Raw genomic sequence first — 15,910 nt, 5'->3', positions numbered from 1 at the left:
GCCCCTTACTCGGGTACGCCTGCTGTCGCTCGTGATTCGTGCGCAGCCGCCGCCGTGGCCGCTCGGGTTGCTCATCGCGGCGGTGGTGATCGCGACCGAGACCTTCGCGCTGATCCCGTTGCGCGGCACGGTTCGCGAGGATTCCCGAGGAATGATCTACCTCGTCGGGGTGCTGGTCGTCTCGATGGTGTGCGGTGCGACGACGGGCGCGCTGACGGCGGTGGCCAGCACCGCCGCGTACAACTACTTCCACGTGCCGCCCTTCGGCGAGTTCCAGCTCTCCACCGGCCAGGACCTCCAGGACGTGGCCGTGTTCGTGGCGGCTGCGCTGCTGGTCAGCGGTCTGGCGAACCTCGTGCGCAGACACGCCGCCGAGATCTCCGACCGGCGCCAGGAGGCCGATCTCAGCGCCGACCTCGCCCACGTGCTGCTCGGCGCCGAGCACCTGCACCCCGCGCTGGACACCGCCGCCCACCGGATCGCCCAGACACTGCGGATTCCCTGGGCCGAGATCGCAGTCGGCGGGTGTGCCGCCGACCCGGACCGCAGTGCGTTCCCGCTGCGCACCGGGCAGACCACGCTGGGCACCTTGCTCGTCCCGACCGGCCTGTCAGAACCCGTCCGGCGGCGCCTGCGGGAGCGGGTCGTGCCCGTCCTCGCCTCGGTGCTCGGCGCGGCGCGGGAGCGCGAGACGAGCCGAGAGCAAACCGCGAACCTGGCCGAACAGCAGGCCGCGTTGCGCCGGGTGGCCACGCTCGTCGCTCGGGGAGCCGCCCCGGCCGAGGTGTTCGACGCCGTGGCCGAGGAGATCGGCCACGTCCTCGGCCCGTACCCCACGGCGTTGTACCGGTACGAGTCCAACGGCACCGTCACCAGAGTGGCCGCCGCCAAGGAGCTGGACCTGGCCGAGCAGACGTTCCCGGTCCGGGGCGAGTCGCTCCTGCCGATGGTGCTGCGGACCGGCGCCGCGGCCCGGATCGCCTCGTACGACAACGCCGCCGGACCCAACGCCGAGATCGCCCGCCGCGCAGGCATCCGCTCGGGAGTCGGTGTCCCGATCGTGGTCGAGGGCCGTATCTGGGGTGTGGCCATCGTCGTGACGATGCGGCCCGAGCCGTTGCCGGGCGACACCGAAACCCGCATGGCCGACTTCACCGAGCTCGTCGCGACAGCGATCGTCAACGCCGAGACCAACGCGGAACTCACCGCGTCCCGGGCCCGCATCGTCGCCGCCGGCGACGAGGCACGCCGCCGCATCGAACGCGACCTGCATGACGGCGCGCAGCAACGGCTCGTCACGCTCGGCCTCCAGATGCGCATGGTGGAGGAGACCCTGCCCGCCGGGCCCGCTCGGCACGACCTGTCGCAGGCCGTGAACGACGTGACCAGCGTCCTGCACGACCTACAGGAACTCTCGCGCGGCATCCACCCGGCCATCCTGTCCAAGGGCGGGCTCGGTGCGGCCGTCAGGGGCCTCGTCCGCCGCAGCGCCACACCCGTCGACCTCACCCTGGCCGTCCAGCGGCGGCTCCCCGAGCAGGTGGAGGTCGGCGCCTACTACGTCGTGTCCGAGGCGCTCACCAACACCGCCAAGCACGCCCAGGCGAGCCTGGTCCGCGTCGACCTCGAGGCCAGTGACGGCCGCCTGCGGATCTCGGTGCAGGACGACGGCGTCGGCGGCGCGAACCTCAAGAGCGGCTCGGGCCTCGTCGGCCTCCGCGACCGCGTCGCCACGCTCGGCGGCTGGCTGGAGGTCGCCAGCCCACCCGGCCACGGAACAGCACTGCTGGCCGAGATCCCGATCGACGGCGACTGAACGCGGGCGCCGGGCGATCCGCCGGGCCCGGCCCGGCGTCCTCACCCGCCTCGCCGCGCAGCGCTGCCGCTACCAGCCGGCGTGGAACTCGCGCTCGCGGTAGGTCAGCGCAGCCGGCCGGGCCGATCCGTGCGGCGACGACCTTACGAGCCCTACAGGATGGTGAGGCGGGAGATCGCGACGAGGTCGGCACCGGCGTTCGCCTCGGCGACCAGTTGGCGGTGGCCGGCGTCGTCGGGGTCGCCGACGGTCGCGGAGACGGTGAGCGTGGTACCCCCGTCGTCGGGCACCAGCAGCGGCCGTTTGAACTGGGTCTCATGGTCGAGAACTCCGGCCAGGTCGCCGATCCATTCGGTGACCGCCCGTGCGGTCAGCGCCATGGTGAGCATCCCGTGCCCGATGACGCCGGGCAGTCCCGCCTGCCCGGCGGCGTGATCGCTGAAGTGGATCGGGTTGAAGTCACCCGACGCGCCCGCGTAGCGGACCAGGTCCTGCCGGGTGACCTTGAACTCGCGGTCTGGAAGCTGCTGACCGGGCGCGGTCCAGGGTCGCGCCGGCTCCGCGTCGCGAAGGCCGGGCCGGGGCCGGGTACCCCGTTCGACCAGCGTCGAGAATGCGGTGCTGACCGGCTCCCCGGCCGTGGTGGCGATCTCGCTGCGCGTGGTGACGATCTGGTGCACCCCGCCGGACTGAATCTGTTCGATGTGGACGGTCACGGTCAGTTCGTCGCCGGCCCGGATGTCCCTCGTGTGCCGGAATCGCTGGCGCCCGTGCACGACCCGGCTGTAGTCCAGCCCGAGTGCCGGGTCGGACAGCACGTGCCGGGTGGCGGGCAGGCTCAGCACGATGGGAAACGTGGAGAGGACCACTGGCTGGCCGTTCTGACCGGGGGTGGCTGCGGTGGCCAGGCCGAACTCCCGAATCTTCTCCCGACTGACCTGGTACGGCGCGGTGGGTGCGAACACCTTGCCAATGAACGCCTCGTTGAGCGGCATGTTCTTCTCCTGATCGGGGTCTGCTAGAGCGCGGTGGCCAGCCACGCGGCCAGGTCGACGTCGGTGGTCTTGAGGGTCAGCACGTCGACCCCGGCATCCGCCCAGGCCGCCAGCCGGTCCCGGATCCGTTCCCGGGGTCCCACGAGGGCGAGCTGGTCGATGAGCGCGTCCGGTACCGCGGCGGCCGCCTCGGTGCGGTGCCCGTCCAGGTACAGGTTCTGGATCTGCTGGGTGGCAGCTTCGTAGCCCAGCCGGGATGCCAGGTCGGCGTAGAAGTTGCGGCCGCGTGTGCCCATGCCGCCCAGGTACAGGGCGAACACCGGGCGCAGCGCGTCGTAGCAGGCCGTGAGGTCGGCTCCGGGCGCCATGTGCACCGTGGCCACGACCCGCAGCGGGCCCAGGTCCGCGGTGCGGCGGGCCAGCCCGGGGGCGAGCAGCTCGCGGTACACCTCGGGCCGGTCGGGGCAGTAGAAGGCGGGCAGCCAGCCCTCGGCGAGCTGTCCGGCCAGCGCCACGTTGCGTGGGCCGTTGGCCGCCAACAGGACCGGTATCCGCGGGCGGATCGGGTGCAGTGTGGCCTTCAACGGGCGTGGTCGTTCCCGGTCGGCCCGCGGATACGGCAGCGGGTAGTGGACGCCCGGGTAGGTCAACGGGTCCCGCCGGGCCACCACCGCGCGCACGATGTCGACGTACTCGCGAGTGCGGGCCAGCGGGGAGTCGAACGCGACGCCGTGCCAGCCCTCCACCACCTGTGGGCCGGAGATGCCGAGGCCGAGCAGCAGCCGGCCCTCGCTGAGCTGGTCGAGGGTGAGCGCGGTCATCGCGGTGGCGGCCGGGGTGCGCGCCGGCATCTGCAGCACCGCCGTGCCCAGGCCGATCCGACTGGTCACCGCCGCCAGGTAGGCCAGCACGCTGACCGCGTCGGAGCCGTACGCCTCCGAGACCCACAGGGAGTCCAGGCCGGCCGCGTCGGCGCGGCGGGCCACAGCGGCGAGGTCACGCAGGCCGGCGGAGTGTCCAAGGCTGAGTCCGAGTTTCATGAAGTCCGACTCTGTTCTGTATATAGAACGATCATTGTCTTGATTGCGAGAACATTAGAGACGCCAAGGATGAGCGTCAAGGTTCGGACCAGCGCTCATCTCTGCTGCAAAAGCGGCGTTAAGGGTTGACACCCCGGGATGATCCATTCCATGATGTTCGACACCAACCCGTTGAACGTCGTTCTACTGACAGACCGTCGGCGCTTCCCGACCGCTCTTCGGGACGCCGAGAGCCGGAGCCTCCGGCTCGTCGCATCCATACCAAGCAGCCCTGCGCGCACTTCCCCAGCCAGGGCTTCCGGCCGCATTGCCCACCCCGCAGGGAGCGACCATGTCCCGTACCCGCGCGGCACGATGCCTGAGCATCGTGGCCACCTCACTCACGCTCGCCGCATTAGCCACCGGCTGCGGCGACGGCAAGGACTCCGGCTCGTCGTCCGGAAAAGACATCGTCATCGGCATGGTCGAGGACACCTCGGGCGGAACCGCGGCCACATCGGCCGAGGCGAGCACGGGGATCTCGCTGGCCATCGACGAGATCAACAAGGCGGGCGGCGTCGGCGGGCGATCGCTCAAGCTGATCCGTCAGAGCGACGGCAGCCAGCCGAGCCAGACGCCGGCCGTGCTTCGCAAGCTCGTCAGCGACGGTGCCCGCGTCATCATCATGAACTCGTCGTCGGCGTCGGCCCAGCAGGTCAAGCCGGTCGTCGAGCAGGAGAAGATCGTGGCCATCTCGGCGACGAACATCGCCACCGCCATCGCAGAACCGCCGAACAACACGTTCTCGTTCATCCTGGCCAACCCGATCACCGACATCGGCACCGTCTACGCGGCGGCGTTCAAGAAGATCGGCGTCACGAAGCTGGCGGTCATCACCGACGACTCGCCCACCATGGCCGGCCTCAACAAGGGGCTGCTGCCCATCTTCGAGCAGTCCGGCATCACCATCGTCGCCAACGAGAAGGCGCCGCTCAACAGCACCGACGTGGCGCCGCAACTGAGCCGCATCGCCGCCGCCAAGCCCGACGCGCTGTTCGTGTCCTCACTGGGAGGGCAGCTGGAGGTGCTGTTCCACAACACCGCGCATCAGATCATGCCCGACGCGCCGCGGATCTCCCTGGCGTCGATCGGTAACCAGCCGGAGACCTGGAAGCTGGCCAAGCCCGGCGCGTTGCGGCAGCTCGTCTACGCCAGCGCCATCTCCGCCGACAACACCCGCTCGACCGAGCTGGGCGGCAAGCTCAAGGCCAAGCTGGGGGAGAAGTACCTCGGGCTCACCGCGTTCGCCGCGCAGGGCTACGACACCGTGTACCTGCTCAAGCAGGCGATCGAGAAGGCCGGCGTGGACAGCAGCCCGGCGCAGGTGCGAGACGGGCTCGAGCAGATCAGCAAGTTCCCGGCGAGCTGGGGACGGCAGGGCTTCACGATGAGTTTCACGTCCAGCAAGCACGTCGGCAGCGACGGGCTGTGCGGCATCGTGCTGCGCCGCTTCACCGAGCAGAACCAGCCCGGCGACAACTGGGCCGACTACCAGCCGCAGTGCTCATGACGGGCACGACAGGTCAATCGCGCACCGCGTTCATCACGGGCGGTGCCCGGGGCATCGGGCGGGTGTTCGCGCAGGCGCTCGTCGCCGACGGTACCCGGGTGGTCCTGGCAGACATCGACGGGGCGGCGGCGGAACAGGCCGCCGCCGATCTCGGGGCCGCCGTGGCGCTCGGGGTCGCCTGCGACACCGCCGACGAGGCGTCGGTGCAACGCGCCGTCGACGAGGCCGCGGCACACTTCGGCGGTCTTGACATCCTGATCAACAACGCCGGCAAGCACCTGATGGCCTGGAGCCGGCCGGTCACCGAGATCTCGACCGCCGGCTGGCGGGAGATCCTCGACGTGAACGTGCTGGGCATCGTCAACTGCGCCCGGGCCTGCCGGCCGCACCTGCGCCGCAGCGGCGCGGGTGCGGTACTCAACATCTCCTCGGTGTCCGGGTTCGCAGCCACCGACGTGTACGGCATCACCAAGCTCGCCGTGCGTGGCCTGACCGGCGCGCTGGCGAAGGAGTTCGCGCCAGACGGGATCCGGGTGAACTGCCTGGCCCCTGGGCCGATGGACTCCGAGTCGGCCATGGCCGACCTGCCCGAAGCGTTGCTTCGTGACTTCATCGCCAACAAGCAGCTCATCCAGCGCCAGGGCCGGATGGCCGACCTCGTGGGCGCCATGCGGTTCTTCTGCGGCGCGGACAGCGCCTTCATCACCGGCGAGACCCTGATCGTCGGTGGCGGTCACCCGCTTCGGGTCTGACTCGCATCACTACACCCAAGGAGTGAGTTCCATGTCGTGGAGCCTGCATCACGTCAACCTGCCCGCCTCGGACGTCCGAGCGATGGCCGCCTTCTACTCGAAGGTGTTCGGCATGCAGGAGAAGACGTTCCCCTTCGTCGCCGACGGACGGGGCACCCTGGAGACGGGCAACGACTTCGTCGCCCTGTTCGAGGACCACAACCAACGGCAGATCCACATCTGCAAGCCGACTCCGTCGCTGCCGTGGGACAACCAGCTGCGGCTGCACCCGGTCATCAACGGGCACATCGCCATCGAGGTGGATGACATCGACGGCGCGATGCGGCGGCTCGACGAGCTGGGCATGCCCTACAACGACACCGGCACGTGGGCGCTCAAGGGGTACCGGCAGGTCTACTGCTACGACCCGTCGATGAACGTCGTCGAGATCAACCAGAAGCACCCCTGAGACAACGATGCCCCTTCAGGTCATCGTCTCGATCATCGAGACAGGATGCTTCTTCGGTCTGCTGGCCGCGGCGATGTTCGTGGTACGGGAGAGTTCCGGATTCTTCAACTTCGCGATCGGCGGATACGCGGTGTTCGCCGGGCTCGCCTCGGCGTACTTCACCAGCGTGCGGGGTCTGCCCGCCGCCGCCGGGGTCGTCATCGGGGTGATCGGCGCGGTCGCACTGGCGCTGCTGACCGAGGTGCTCGTGGTGCGTCCGATGTGGAAGCCGGGCGCCAACGAGGAGCTGCCGATGGTGATCGCGCTGGTGGCCACGCTGTTCGCCCTGGAACAGCTCGCCGGGGTGCTGTTCGGCCGTGCCGCGCTGCCCGGGCCACAACTGGTCGGGGACGGCTCGGTGCGGCTGGGCAGCGCCACGGTGACTTCCCAGGCCGCCCTGGAGGTCGGGCTGACCGCGCTGGCGTTCGGGTTGCTGCTGCTGTTCATCTACCGCACCCGGATGGGTCGAAGTCTGCGCGCGATCGGCGAGAACACGCCGGCCGCCATCGTCCTCGGGCTGCCGGTGCGGGCGGTACGCATCGCCTCGTTCACCCTCGCCGGGGTGCTGGCCGGCCTCGCGGGCAGCGTCTTCGCGGCACGTTCCGGGATCATCTTCGACAGCTCGATGGACTACACCCTCTTCGCGTTCCTGGCACTGGTGATCGGCGGCACCTCGTCGGTGTGGGGGCCGCTGGCCGGCGGGCTGATCCTGGCCACCATCCAGTCGGCCGCGATCTTCTACTTCGGCGCGGCCGCCCTGCAGTACGCGACCCTGGCCGCCGCCGTGCTCTTCTTCGCCTTCCGCCCCCAGGGCATCTTCATGAAACGGGTACGGGTATGAGCGCCACCCGCCTGCGGCCCCTCGCCGAACCGGTCATCACCGGCGCGCTGCTGATCCTCGCCATCACCTGGGTCGGCACCGACGGATACCGGCAGGACCTCGCCGTGCTCACCGTCACGTACGGGCTGATCGGGCTCGGCCTGTACAGCCACTTCATCATGGGCGATTCGCTGTCCATCGCCTACAACGCCTACGCGGCGATCGGCGGCTACGCGATGGGCCTGGTCGCCACCCGGACCGGCTGGCCGCTGCTGGTGTCGCTACCACTGGGCATCGTCGCCGCTGTGCTCATCTCCGTGGTGCTGGGCCTGGCCACCCGCCGGCTCAACGGCTTCTACCTGGCCGCCGTGACACTGCTGTTCGGTGAGGCGTTCCAGGCATGGCTCATCGACGCACACGACGTCACCGGCGGCGCCGAGGGCGTGATCCTCACCCGGTCGATCAGTGTCTTCGGCGCGCAGCTCGGCCGGGACGAGATCGTGATCGTCGCGCTGGTACTGATGTGGGTGATCACGTTGCTGCTGTCCCGGTTGCGTCGCTCGCCGTTCGGCGTCGCGCTGCGGGCCAAGGGGCAGGCCGCGGTCGCCGTCGAGGCGGCCGGGGTGCCGGTGACCGCGCTGACGCTCATCTCGCTGAGCATCGGCGCCGCGATCGGCTCGCTGGCCGGTGCCGTGTTCACCACCGCGAACCTGTCGATCCTGCCGGAGTCGATCCCGCTGTCGGTGGCGTTCCTCGCGGTGTTCATCCCGTTCCTGGGCGGGCGTTCCAGCCCGTGGGGAGTGGTCATCGGCGCGCTGCTGGTCACGCAGCTCACCTTCAACCTCAACTTCTTCCAGGGTTCCGGGACGCTCCTGTTCGCCGTCGCCGTGGTGGCCGTGCTCATCTTCGCCCCGGAGGGCCTGATCGGCGTGGCCCGGGACCTGACCGGTCGGCTCGTCGGCGCTGTCAACCGAGGCGGACGCGATGAACGCTGAAATCCTTTCCTGTCATGAGCTGACCAAGTCGTACGGCGGGGTCAAGGCGGTCACCGGCGCCTCGTTCGCGGTCGGCGCCGGCGAGATCGTCGGGCTGGTCGGTCCCAACGGCGCGGGCAAGAGCACGATCGTCGACCTGATCGGCGGCGAGCAGCGGCCCGACAGCGGCCAGGTCCTCGCCGGCGGGGTACCTCTGGCCGGCCCGCCGTCCCGCCGCGCCCGTCGCGCCGGGCTGGCCCGCACCTATCAGTACCCGCTGGTCGCCGGAGCGCTCACCGCCCGCGACAACATCATCGTCGGCGGCCTCGCCCGGGGCATGTCCTCCGGCCTTGCACTGCTGGGCACGGCGGTGCGAGGCGTGATCGCCCCAGGCGGCCGGGCGCTGCGCGAGGAGGCCGGCCACGTAGCCGCCCGTCTCGGGCTGCACCGCATCGACCGGCTGGCCGCCGACCTGACCCTCGGCGAGCTGCGGCTGCTGGAGGTGGCCCGTGCGCTGCTGCAGCACCCGCGCATCGCGCTGCTCGACGAGCCGTTCGCCGGACTGGCCGCCGACGGCATAGCCGGCCTGTCCGAATCCATCCGCACGGTGGCCGCCGGGGGCACGGCCGTGCTGCTGGTCGACCACAACGTCGACATCGTGGCCTCGATGGCCGACCGGATGGTGCTGATGGCCGGCGGCACGGTCGTCTTCGACGGCGCACCCCGCGACTGCCTCGCCAGCGCCGAGATGCAGGCAGTCTACTTCGGCACCGGGCAGGTGGATCGATGAGCGAGACGGGACTGCGGGCCTCCGGCCTGACCGTCCGGTACGGACGGGCCAGCGCGCTGAACCTCGCCGGCACCGAGCTGCGGGTGCCGGCGGGGCGGGTGACCCTGGTGGTCGGCCCCAACGGCGCCGGCAAGAGCAGTCTGGCCCTGGCCATGTACGGCTCCGTGCCGGCGGGCGGGCAGGTGTTCCTCGGCGGCCGGGACGTCTCCGCGCTGCCCACCCGGAACCGGGCCCGGGCCGGGCTCGCCCTGGTACCGCAGGGCCGGCAGCTCTTCGCGCGGATGAGCGTCCGGGAGAACCTGATGGTCAGCGCCGAACTGCTGCGACTGGACCCGGCGCGGGTGGAGCAGGCACTGGACCGCTTTCCGATCCTGCGGACCCGCGCCAACCGGCCGGCCGGCGTGCTCTCCGGCGGTGAGCAGCAGATGATGGTGGTGGCCCGGGCGTTGATGACCGACCCCAGCGTGCTGCTGCTCGACGAGATGGCCACCGGGCTGGCGCCGCTGATCGTGGAGGATCTGCTGCGCACCGTGCGGGATCTGGCCCGGTCGGGCACCGCCGTGCTGCTGGCCTCGCCGACCATCGGCGTGCTCGGCCAGGTCGCCGACGGTGGCGTCGTGCTGATGCGCGGCCGGGTCGTCGCCGAACACGATGACGTCGCCGAACTGGACGCCGCCTACCAGGCCGCCATGGGCGCCGTCGTGGAGGGCTGAGCCGTGATCGATGGCACTGCGGTGATCGGTTTCGTGGGGCTGGGCAACATCGGCCGGCCGATGGCAGGCACGCTCGCGGCTGCGTTCCCGGTGGTCGTGTACGACGTGAACCCGTCGGCCGCCGCCGGGGTGCCCGGTGCCCGGGTCGCGGCCTCGCTGGCCGAGCTGGGCGCCGCCGCCACCGTGGTGGGCGTCGCCGTGTACGACGACAGCCAGGTCCGCGACGTGGTGACCGGGCTGCTGGCCGGGATGCGCCCCGGCAGCACCATCCTGGTGCACAGCACCATCTCGCCGGGCACCGTGCGGGACGTCGCGGCCCAGGCGGGCGCGGCCGGGGTGGCGCTGCTGGACGTGGCGGTCGCCGGCGGCGACAGCGTGGCACGACGCGGCGAACTCACCCTGATGGTCGGCGGCGACCCGGACGAGTTGGCCCGCGTCCGTCCGGTCCTGGACGCCCTGGGCAGCCGGATCCACCACGTCGGGCCGGTCGGCGCTGGACTGGCCGCCAAGCTGGCCAACAACCTCGCGCTGCACGTCGGGTTCCAGGTGCTGGAAGAGGCCCTGGCCCTGGGCGGCGACGCGGGCGTCGGCGAGGCGGAGCTGCTGGAGGTGCTGGACTCCGGCACCGCGCGGTCCTGGTTGACCGGCAACTTCGCCTACTACCGCCGCCAGATCCGCGAGGTACTGCCGCCCGGCATGGTCGCCAAGGACCTGCGCGCCGCCGTCGCGCTGGCCGGCGACGGCGCGGACATCCCGCTGACGAGGCTCGCCGCCGGCACCCCGCGGGAGGCGGTGGTGGTGGCGGCACTGCGGACCCCGCTGGGCCGCCGCCGGGGTGCGCTGAGCACGGTGCGCCCGGACGAACTGCTGGCCTACACCCTGCTCCGGCTCGTCCAGCGGGCCGGCATCGCACCGGACGCTGTGGACGACGTGATTGCCGGATGCGTCAATGCGGTCGGTGAGCAGGGCCGCAACATCGCCCGGGTGGCCGCGCTGGCCGCCGGCCTGCCGGTCACGGTCCCCGGCGTGACGGTCAACCGGATGTGTGGATCCAGCCAGCAGGCGCTGCACTTCGCGGCGCACGCGGTGCTGAGCGGTCAGCAGCGGATGGTGATCGCCGCCGGTGTCGAGTCGATGTCCCGGGTGCCGCTGGGCGCCGATGCGGCGGGCGTCCCGCCACCTGACTCGGTCACGGGCCGGTACGCGCTGGTGGACCAGGGCGTGGCGGCGGACCGGATCGCCGCGCGTTGGCGCCTGGACCGTGCCGAGCTGGACGCCTTCGCCTTGGCCAGCCACCGCAACGCCGAGGCCGCCTGGCGGGACGGCCGGTTCGACGACGAGTGCGTGCCGGTACCTGCCGACCTCACCGCTGTGCTGCTCGCCGGCGAGCTGTCCGACGCGGGCTGGCTCATCGAGCGCGACGCGGGCATCCGGCCGGACACCTCGCTGGCGACCCTGGCCGCGCTGGAGCCCGCCTTCGGCGCGGGCGGCGTGCACCACGCCGGCAACTCCAGCCAGCTCACCGACGGCGCGGCGGCCGTGCTGGTCTGCGATCGCGCTGAGGCGCAACGGCACGGCCTGGTGCCGCTGGCCCGGATCGTGGACACCGAGGTGGTCGGCGTGGAACCCGACCTGATGCTGCACGGCGTCATCCCGGTGACCCAGCGCATCCTGGCGCGCACCGGACTCACCCTCGCCGACATCGACCTGTATGAGGTCAACGAGGCGTTTGCCAGCGTCCCGCTGGCCTGGCTGCGGGAGACAGGCGCCGATCCCGACCGGCTCAACGTCAACGGCGGTGCCATCGCGCTGGGCCACCCGACCGGGTGCTCAGGCGTCCGGCTGGCCACCACCCTGCTGTACGAGCTGCGCCGCCGGGGCGGTCGCTACGGATTGCAGGTCATGTGCACCGGATACGGGATGGCCACCGCGACGCTCTACGAACGGATGGGTGAGGCATGAGCGAACTGCTGCCGGAGCAGACCCGGGAGATTCTGGACGGGCTGCGCGACTTCCTCGAAGCCGAGGTGCTCGCCCGCCACGGCGACGCCCATGCACTGCTGTCCGACCCGCGCCAGCGGTACGGGCCGGACGGCCGGCACGTCGCCGCGGTCGAGGAGCACCGCCGCGCCGTCCGGATGGCCTCGTCCCGCGCCGGGTACTACACGATGTGCGTTCCCGAGGAGCTCGGCGGCGGTGGGCAGGGCGCGGTCACCATGTACGCGGCGTGGGAGCTCATCAACCGGCTCTGCGGCAGCGCCGGCTGGCTGGGCAGCGAGGTGGTGGCGCACTGGGCGACCGGACCGAGCGTGGTGTTCGCCCGCGCCGGGCAACGGCTGCGCGACACGTTCCTCGGGCCCCTCCTGTCCGGCGAGCAGACCATGTGCTTCGCGATGTCCGAGCCGGGCGCCGGCTCGGACGTATGGCAGATGTCGACCCGGGCGGTACCCGAGGCGGGCGGCTGGCGGCTCACCGGCGTCAAGCAGTGGATCTCCAATGGGCCGCATGCCGACCTGGCCATCGTCTTCGCGGTCACCGACCCCGAGAGGGTACGGGCCCGGGCGGGCGGCATCTCGGCCTTCCTGGTGCCGACCGACGCGCCGGGATTCCGGGTGGACAGTGTCATCGGCCTGTACGGCCAGATGGGCGGCGAGCATGCCATCCTGTCGATGGACGACGTGCGCGTCGAGGACTGGCAGCTGTTCGGCGAGCCGGGCGGCGGGCTGTCGCTCGGGTTGGACGGCATCGCCACCGGCCGGCTGTACAACACGGCGAAGGGCGTCGGGTTGGCACGCTGGGCGCTGGGCCTCGCGGTCGAGTTCGCCACCGGGCGGGAGACATTCGGTACCCGGCTGTTCGACAACCAGGGCATCTCGTTCCCGCTGGCGGATGCCGCCACCCGGATTCACGCGGCGCACCTGATGGGGCTGCACGCCGCCGGACTGGTCGACGCCGGGCGGCCCGCCCTGACCGAGGTGGCGATGGCCAAGCTGTTCGCCACCGAGATGGCCACCGATGTCATCGACCAGGCTATGCAGACGCTCGGCGGGATGGGCATCACGACCGAGGTGGGGCTTGCGAAGGCGTGGCAGAGCATGCGAACGGTACGGATCGCGGACGGCTCGTCGGAGATACTCAAGCGGCTCATCTCACGGCGTCTGGCCAATGGCGAGGTGAGCGGATGACTCGAGGTGAAGGTGCCATGTCCGAGGAGTACCGAGTCCCCGCCATCGAACGGGCCGTACGGGTGCTGAGGCTGCTCGCCGCGCGGGACTCGATGTCGCTGGCGCAGACGGTGGAAGCCACCGGGATGAACAAGAGCACCACCTACTACATCCTGCGCACCCTGTTGGCCGAGAACCTCGTGCAGTACGACGACGCCGGGCAGCGCTACCAGCTCGGCCCGGCCCTGGTCGAGCTCGGTGCCGCCGCGGCCAACCAGATGAACGACGTCAGCATCGCCAAGCGCAGCCTGGCCGAACTGCTGGAACAGATGAACGTCACGATCGTGCTGTACCGGCGGATCAGCCTGACCGAGATCATCTTGGTCGACAAGCTGGAACGCCCGCACCGGGTTCGCATCACCCTGCAGGTCGGCACGCCGGTGCCGATCCAGGGCGGCTCGTTCGGCCGGGTCTTCCTCGCCTACGACCAGCCGTCGCAAGTCAACGCCGCGCTGGCCACCGGGCTGCAACTGTTCACCAGCAAGAGCGTCACTCGTAAGGAGATCTTCCTGCGAGATCTGGAACGCGTGCGCGAGCAGGGTTTCGCGGTCGACCACGAGGGTTACGCGCTGGGCGTCAGCACAGTCGCCGCGCCGGTCTTCGGGCCGGACGGGCGGATCCTGCTGGTCGCCGCCGCCGTGGGTTTCACCAATGAGATGGACGAACAACGATCCGCGCTGTACGGGCGACTGCTGCGCGAATGCTGCGAGCGGATCACGAAGATGCTCGCCGGTCGCACCGAACTCGTCGGTCAGGACGAGTCCTGGGCCGGCCACCAACCTCTGAAGGACAGGGAGTACCGCACATGACGGCTACGGCCTCGGTTTCAACACAGTCGCTCCGCGGTCAGGTGGCCGTGGTCACGGGTGGAGCGGGCGGACTGGGCCTGGCCATCGGCCGGGAGCTCGGGCTGGCCGGCGCCACCGTCATTGTCGCCGACATCGCCGCCGAACCCGCCGCCCGGGGTGCCGAGCAGTTCGCCGCGGATGGCATCGACGCACATCCGCACGTGCTCGACGTGACGTCCCGGCAGAGCATCGACGCGATGGCCGCCGAGGTGAACGACCGCCACGGCCGCATCGACATCCTGGTCAACAACGCCGGCTTCCCGGTGGACCGGCCGTTGGTGTCCATGAGCGACGACGACTGGCACCAGGTGCTCAACGTGTGCCTGTACGGCACCTTCGCGTGCAGCCGTGCCGTGGCGCCGGGCATGATCGAGCGCAGCTATGGACGGATCATCAACATCAGCTCCCGCGCCTACCTGGGCAACCCGGGGCAGGCGAACTACGCCGCGGCCAAGGCCGGCATCGTCGGCCTGACCCGTACCCTGGCCAAGGAACTCGGCCGGTACAACATCACGGTCAACGCGATCGCCCCCGGCCTGATCGCCACCGAGACCGTCCGCCGGCACCCGAAGTTCGACGCCATCGCGGAACGGGCGCAGCGCGCCAACTCGATCCGCCGCCTCGGCACCCCCGAAGACATCTCCGCCGCCGCGCTGTACCTCGCCTCGCCGGCCGCCTCGTTCGTCACCGGGGACGTGCTGCACGTCACCGGCGGCCGGTTCAGCTGAGGCGGCGGCAATGGACGTCCTGCTGAACGAGGACGAGCGGCTGCTGCGCGACAGCGTGCGCTCGTACCTCGACGCGAAGATCGCGCCGATCGTGACTGAGCACGAACGGGCACGCACCTTCCCCTGGCATCGGCTGGTCGAGCTGTACGAGTTCGGGTACGTGCGCGGCGTGGTACCGGAAGCAGACGGCGGCGACGGTGCCAGCCACATGGTGCTGGCGCTGCTGATGCAGGAGGCGGGCCGCTGCTGGGGTTCGCTGCGCACCACGCTCAACGTGCAGAGCATGCTGGCCCGGGTACTGAGCACGGCCGGCACGCCGGAGCAGAAGGAGCGATTCCTGCGGCCGCTGCTGGCCGGGCAACGGTTCGGCTGGTTCGCGCTCACCGAACCCGACGCGGGTTCCGACGCCGGGGCGCTGCGCACGACAGCCCGGCGTGACGGGGATGACTACGTCATCAACGGGCGGAAGCTGTACATCACCAACGCCTTGGCCGGCGACTTCGGGGTCGTGCTGGCCCGCGTGCCGGACACCGGCGAGGTCAGCGCGTTCCTGGTCGACCGGGCGGAGTCGCAGTACCAGGCCTACGACATCCCGCACATGCCGCTGCGGGCCACGACCAGCTGCGAACTGGTCTTCGACCAGACCCGGGTACCGGCGGCGAACGTGCTCGGCGAGTTGGGCCGTGGGCTGGCCCTGGCGATGGCCGGCGTCAACCTGGGCCGGTTGAACATGGCCATGGGTGCGGTCGGGCTGGCCCAGGCATGCCTGGAGTCCTGTGTGAGCTTCGCCCGTACCCGGGAACAGTTCGGCCGTCCGATCGCCGGATTCCAACTGGTGCAGGAGATGGTGGTGCAGGTCGCCACACTCACCGAGACGGCCCGGCTGCTGGGCTATCAGGCAGCCCGCACGCTCGACGCCGGGCTGCCGGGCCGGTACGAGTGCTCGATGGCCAAGTACTACTGCGGCGAGGCTGCCGGTCAGGCGGCCACGCTGGCGTTGCAGGTGCACGGCGGGGCCGGGCTGATGGAGGAGTCCCCGGTGGAGCGCTACTTCCGCGACGCGCGGGAGGCGACCATCCCCGAGGGCACCAGCCAGATCCAGATCCTGCACCTGGGCAAGCACCTGCTCGGGGTGTCAGCACTGCGATGAACACAGCACACGAAGAGGGAGACG

The 15,910-nt window shown here is 70.8% G+C and carries 14 protein-coding genes and 3 pseudogenes; 14 read left to right on the top strand and 3 right to left on the bottom strand.

The features are described from left to right. The first annotated feature begins 31 nt into the window (after positions 1–31). A complete protein-coding gene (locus tag ABD332_RS54140) occupies positions 32–1,816 on the top strand; it encodes a sensor histidine kinase (RefSeq protein WP_344513949.1) in 1,785 nt (594 codons plus the stop codon). A 152-nt stretch (positions 1,817–1,968) separates the two neighbouring features. Here the strand turns inward: ABD332_RS54140 and ABD332_RS54135 are convergent. The 3 genes and pseudogenes from ABD332_RS54135 to ABD332_RS54125 form a co-directional block, all read right to left on the bottom strand. Further along, a pseudogene (locus ABD332_RS54135) lies at positions 1,969–2,343 on the bottom strand (MaoC/PaaZ C-terminal domain-containing protein); the annotation flags it as partial. A 63-nt stretch (positions 2,344–2,406) separates the two neighbouring features. Continuing rightward, positions 2,407–2,811: pseudogene (locus ABD332_RS54130) on the bottom strand (FAS1-like dehydratase domain-containing protein); the annotation flags it as partial. A gap of 23 nt (positions 2,812–2,834) precedes the next feature. Beyond that, positions 2,835–3,851, bottom strand: a complete 1,017-nt coding sequence (locus ABD332_RS54125) for an LLM class F420-dependent oxidoreductase (protein WP_344513948.1) — start codon at positions 3,849–3,851, stop codon at positions 2,835–2,837. Positions 3,852–4,182: 331 nt separating this feature from the next. On the opposite strand from ABD332_RS54125, the gene ABD332_RS54120 reads away from it, so the two are divergent. The 13 genes and pseudogenes from ABD332_RS54120 (at position 4,183) to ABD332_RS54060 (ending at position 15,886) form a co-directional block, all read left to right on the top strand. Continuing rightward, positions 4,183–5,400, top strand: a complete 1,218-nt coding sequence (locus tag ABD332_RS54120; RefSeq protein ID WP_344513946.1) for an ABC transporter substrate-binding protein — start codon at positions 4,183–4,185, stop codon at positions 5,398–5,400. Continuing rightward, a complete protein-coding gene (locus ABD332_RS54115; RefSeq protein ID WP_344513944.1) occupies positions 5,397–6,152 on the top strand; it encodes an SDR family NAD(P)-dependent oxidoreductase in 756 nt (251 codons plus the stop codon). The genes ABD332_RS54120 and ABD332_RS54115 overlap by 4 nt, the downstream gene beginning before the upstream one ends. A gap of 31 nt (positions 6,153–6,183) precedes the next feature. Next, on the top strand, positions 6,184–6,600 hold the full coding sequence (locus ABD332_RS54110; RefSeq protein WP_344513942.1) for a VOC family protein: 417 nt from the start codon (positions 6,184–6,186) through the stop codon (positions 6,598–6,600). A gap of 7 nt (positions 6,601–6,607) precedes the next feature. Continuing rightward, on the top strand, positions 6,608–7,480 hold the full coding sequence (locus ABD332_RS54105) for a branched-chain amino acid ABC transporter permease (RefSeq protein WP_344513940.1): 873 nt from the start codon (positions 6,608–6,610) through the stop codon (positions 7,478–7,480). Continuing rightward, positions 7,477–8,454 carry a branched-chain amino acid ABC transporter permease gene (locus ABD332_RS54100; protein ID WP_344513938.1) on the top strand — a complete coding sequence of 326 codons (978 nt, stop codon included), beginning with the start codon at positions 7,477–7,479 and terminating at the stop codon, positions 8,452–8,454. The genes ABD332_RS54105 and ABD332_RS54100 overlap by 4 nt, the downstream gene beginning before the upstream one ends. Then, the gene (locus tag ABD332_RS54095) at positions 8,444–9,223 is read left to right on the top strand and encodes an ABC transporter ATP-binding protein (RefSeq protein WP_344513936.1); all 780 of its coding nucleotides are present in this window, start codon (positions 8,444–8,446) and stop codon (positions 9,221–9,223) included. Before ABD332_RS54100 ends, ABD332_RS54095 begins: the two co-directional genes overlap by 11 nt. Continuing rightward, a complete protein-coding gene (locus tag ABD332_RS54090; RefSeq protein ID WP_344513934.1) occupies positions 9,220–9,936 on the top strand; it encodes an ABC transporter ATP-binding protein in 717 nt (238 codons plus the stop codon). Before ABD332_RS54095 ends, ABD332_RS54090 begins: the two co-directional genes overlap by 4 nt. 3 nt (positions 9,937–9,939) lie before the next feature. Then, positions 9,940–10,701, top strand: a pseudogene (locus ABD332_RS54085) (NAD(P)-dependent oxidoreductase); the annotation flags it as partial. Then, a complete protein-coding gene (locus ABD332_RS54080) occupies positions 10,693–11,898 on the top strand; it encodes a thiolase family protein (RefSeq protein WP_344514004.1) in 1,206 nt (401 codons plus the stop codon). The pseudogene ABD332_RS54085 and the gene ABD332_RS54080, both read left to right, overlap by 9 nt. Further along, positions 11,895–13,121 (top strand): acyl-CoA dehydrogenase family protein, encoded by a 1,227-nt coding sequence (locus ABD332_RS54075; protein WP_344513932.1) that lies wholly within the window; start codon positions 11,895–11,897, stop codon positions 13,119–13,121. Before ABD332_RS54080 ends, ABD332_RS54075 begins: the two co-directional genes overlap by 4 nt. Then, positions 13,118–13,969: an IclR family transcriptional regulator gene (locus ABD332_RS54070; RefSeq protein WP_344514002.1), complete on the top strand. Its 852-nt coding sequence runs from the start codon at positions 13,118–13,120 to the stop codon at positions 13,967–13,969. Before ABD332_RS54075 ends, ABD332_RS54070 begins: the two co-directional genes overlap by 4 nt. Beyond that, positions 13,966–14,736, top strand: a complete 771-nt coding sequence (locus ABD332_RS54065) for an SDR family NAD(P)-dependent oxidoreductase (RefSeq protein WP_344513930.1) — start codon at positions 13,966–13,968, stop codon at positions 14,734–14,736. The genes ABD332_RS54070 and ABD332_RS54065 overlap by 4 nt, the downstream gene beginning before the upstream one ends. Positions 14,737–14,746: 10 nt before the next feature. Then, positions 14,747–15,886: an acyl-CoA dehydrogenase family protein gene (locus ABD332_RS54060; protein WP_344513928.1), complete on the top strand. Its 1,140-nt coding sequence runs from the start codon at positions 14,747–14,749 to the stop codon at positions 15,884–15,886. Positions 15,887–15,910: the final 24 nt, after the last annotated feature.

The organism is Dactylosporangium maewongense, from assembly GCF_039531485.1.
In the GTDB taxonomy this organism is placed as follows: domain Bacteria; phylum Actinomycetota; class Actinomycetes; order Mycobacteriales; family Micromonosporaceae; genus Dactylosporangium; species Dactylosporangium maewongense.
The sequence above is the reverse complement of the archived record's forward strand: the minus strand, read 5'-3'. Positions and strand labels throughout refer to the sequence as shown.

Coding starts and splice junctions, on each gene's coding strand:
- ABD332_RS54095 (WP_344513936.1), top strand. CDS start 8,444: ATGAACGCTGAAATCCTTTCCTGTCATGAGCTGACCAAGTCGTACGGC.
- ABD332_RS54065 (WP_344513930.1), top strand. CDS start 13,966: ATGACGGCTACGGCCTCGGTTTCAACACAGTCGCTCCGCGGTCAGGTG.
- ABD332_RS54110 (WP_344513942.1), top strand. CDS start 6,184: ATGTCGTGGAGCCTGCATCACGTCAACCTGCCCGCCTCGGACGTCCGA.
- ABD332_RS54070 (WP_344514002.1), top strand. CDS start 13,118: ATGACTCGAGGTGAAGGTGCCATGTCCGAGGAGTACCGAGTCCCCGCC.
- ABD332_RS54120 (WP_344513946.1), top strand. CDS start 4,183: ATGTCCCGTACCCGCGCGGCACGATGCCTGAGCATCGTGGCCACCTCA.
- ABD332_RS54075 (WP_344513932.1), top strand. CDS start 11,895: ATGAGCGAACTGCTGCCGGAGCAGACCCGGGAGATTCTGGACGGGCTG.
- ABD332_RS54125 (WP_344513948.1), bottom strand. CDS start 3,851: ATGAAACTCGGACTCAGCCTTGGACACTCCGCCGGCCTGCGTGACCTC.
- ABD332_RS54115 (WP_344513944.1), top strand. CDS start 5,397: ATGACGGGCACGACAGGTCAATCGCGCACCGCGTTCATCACGGGCGGT.
- ABD332_RS54105 (WP_344513940.1), top strand. CDS start 6,608: ATGCCCCTTCAGGTCATCGTCTCGATCATCGAGACAGGATGCTTCTTC.
- ABD332_RS54060 (WP_344513928.1), top strand. CDS start 14,747: ATGGACGTCCTGCTGAACGAGGACGAGCGGCTGCTGCGCGACAGCGTG.
- ABD332_RS54100 (WP_344513938.1), top strand. CDS start 7,477: ATGAGCGCCACCCGCCTGCGGCCCCTCGCCGAACCGGTCATCACCGGC.
- ABD332_RS54090 (WP_344513934.1), top strand. CDS start 9,220: ATGAGCGAGACGGGACTGCGGGCCTCCGGCCTGACCGTCCGGTACGGA.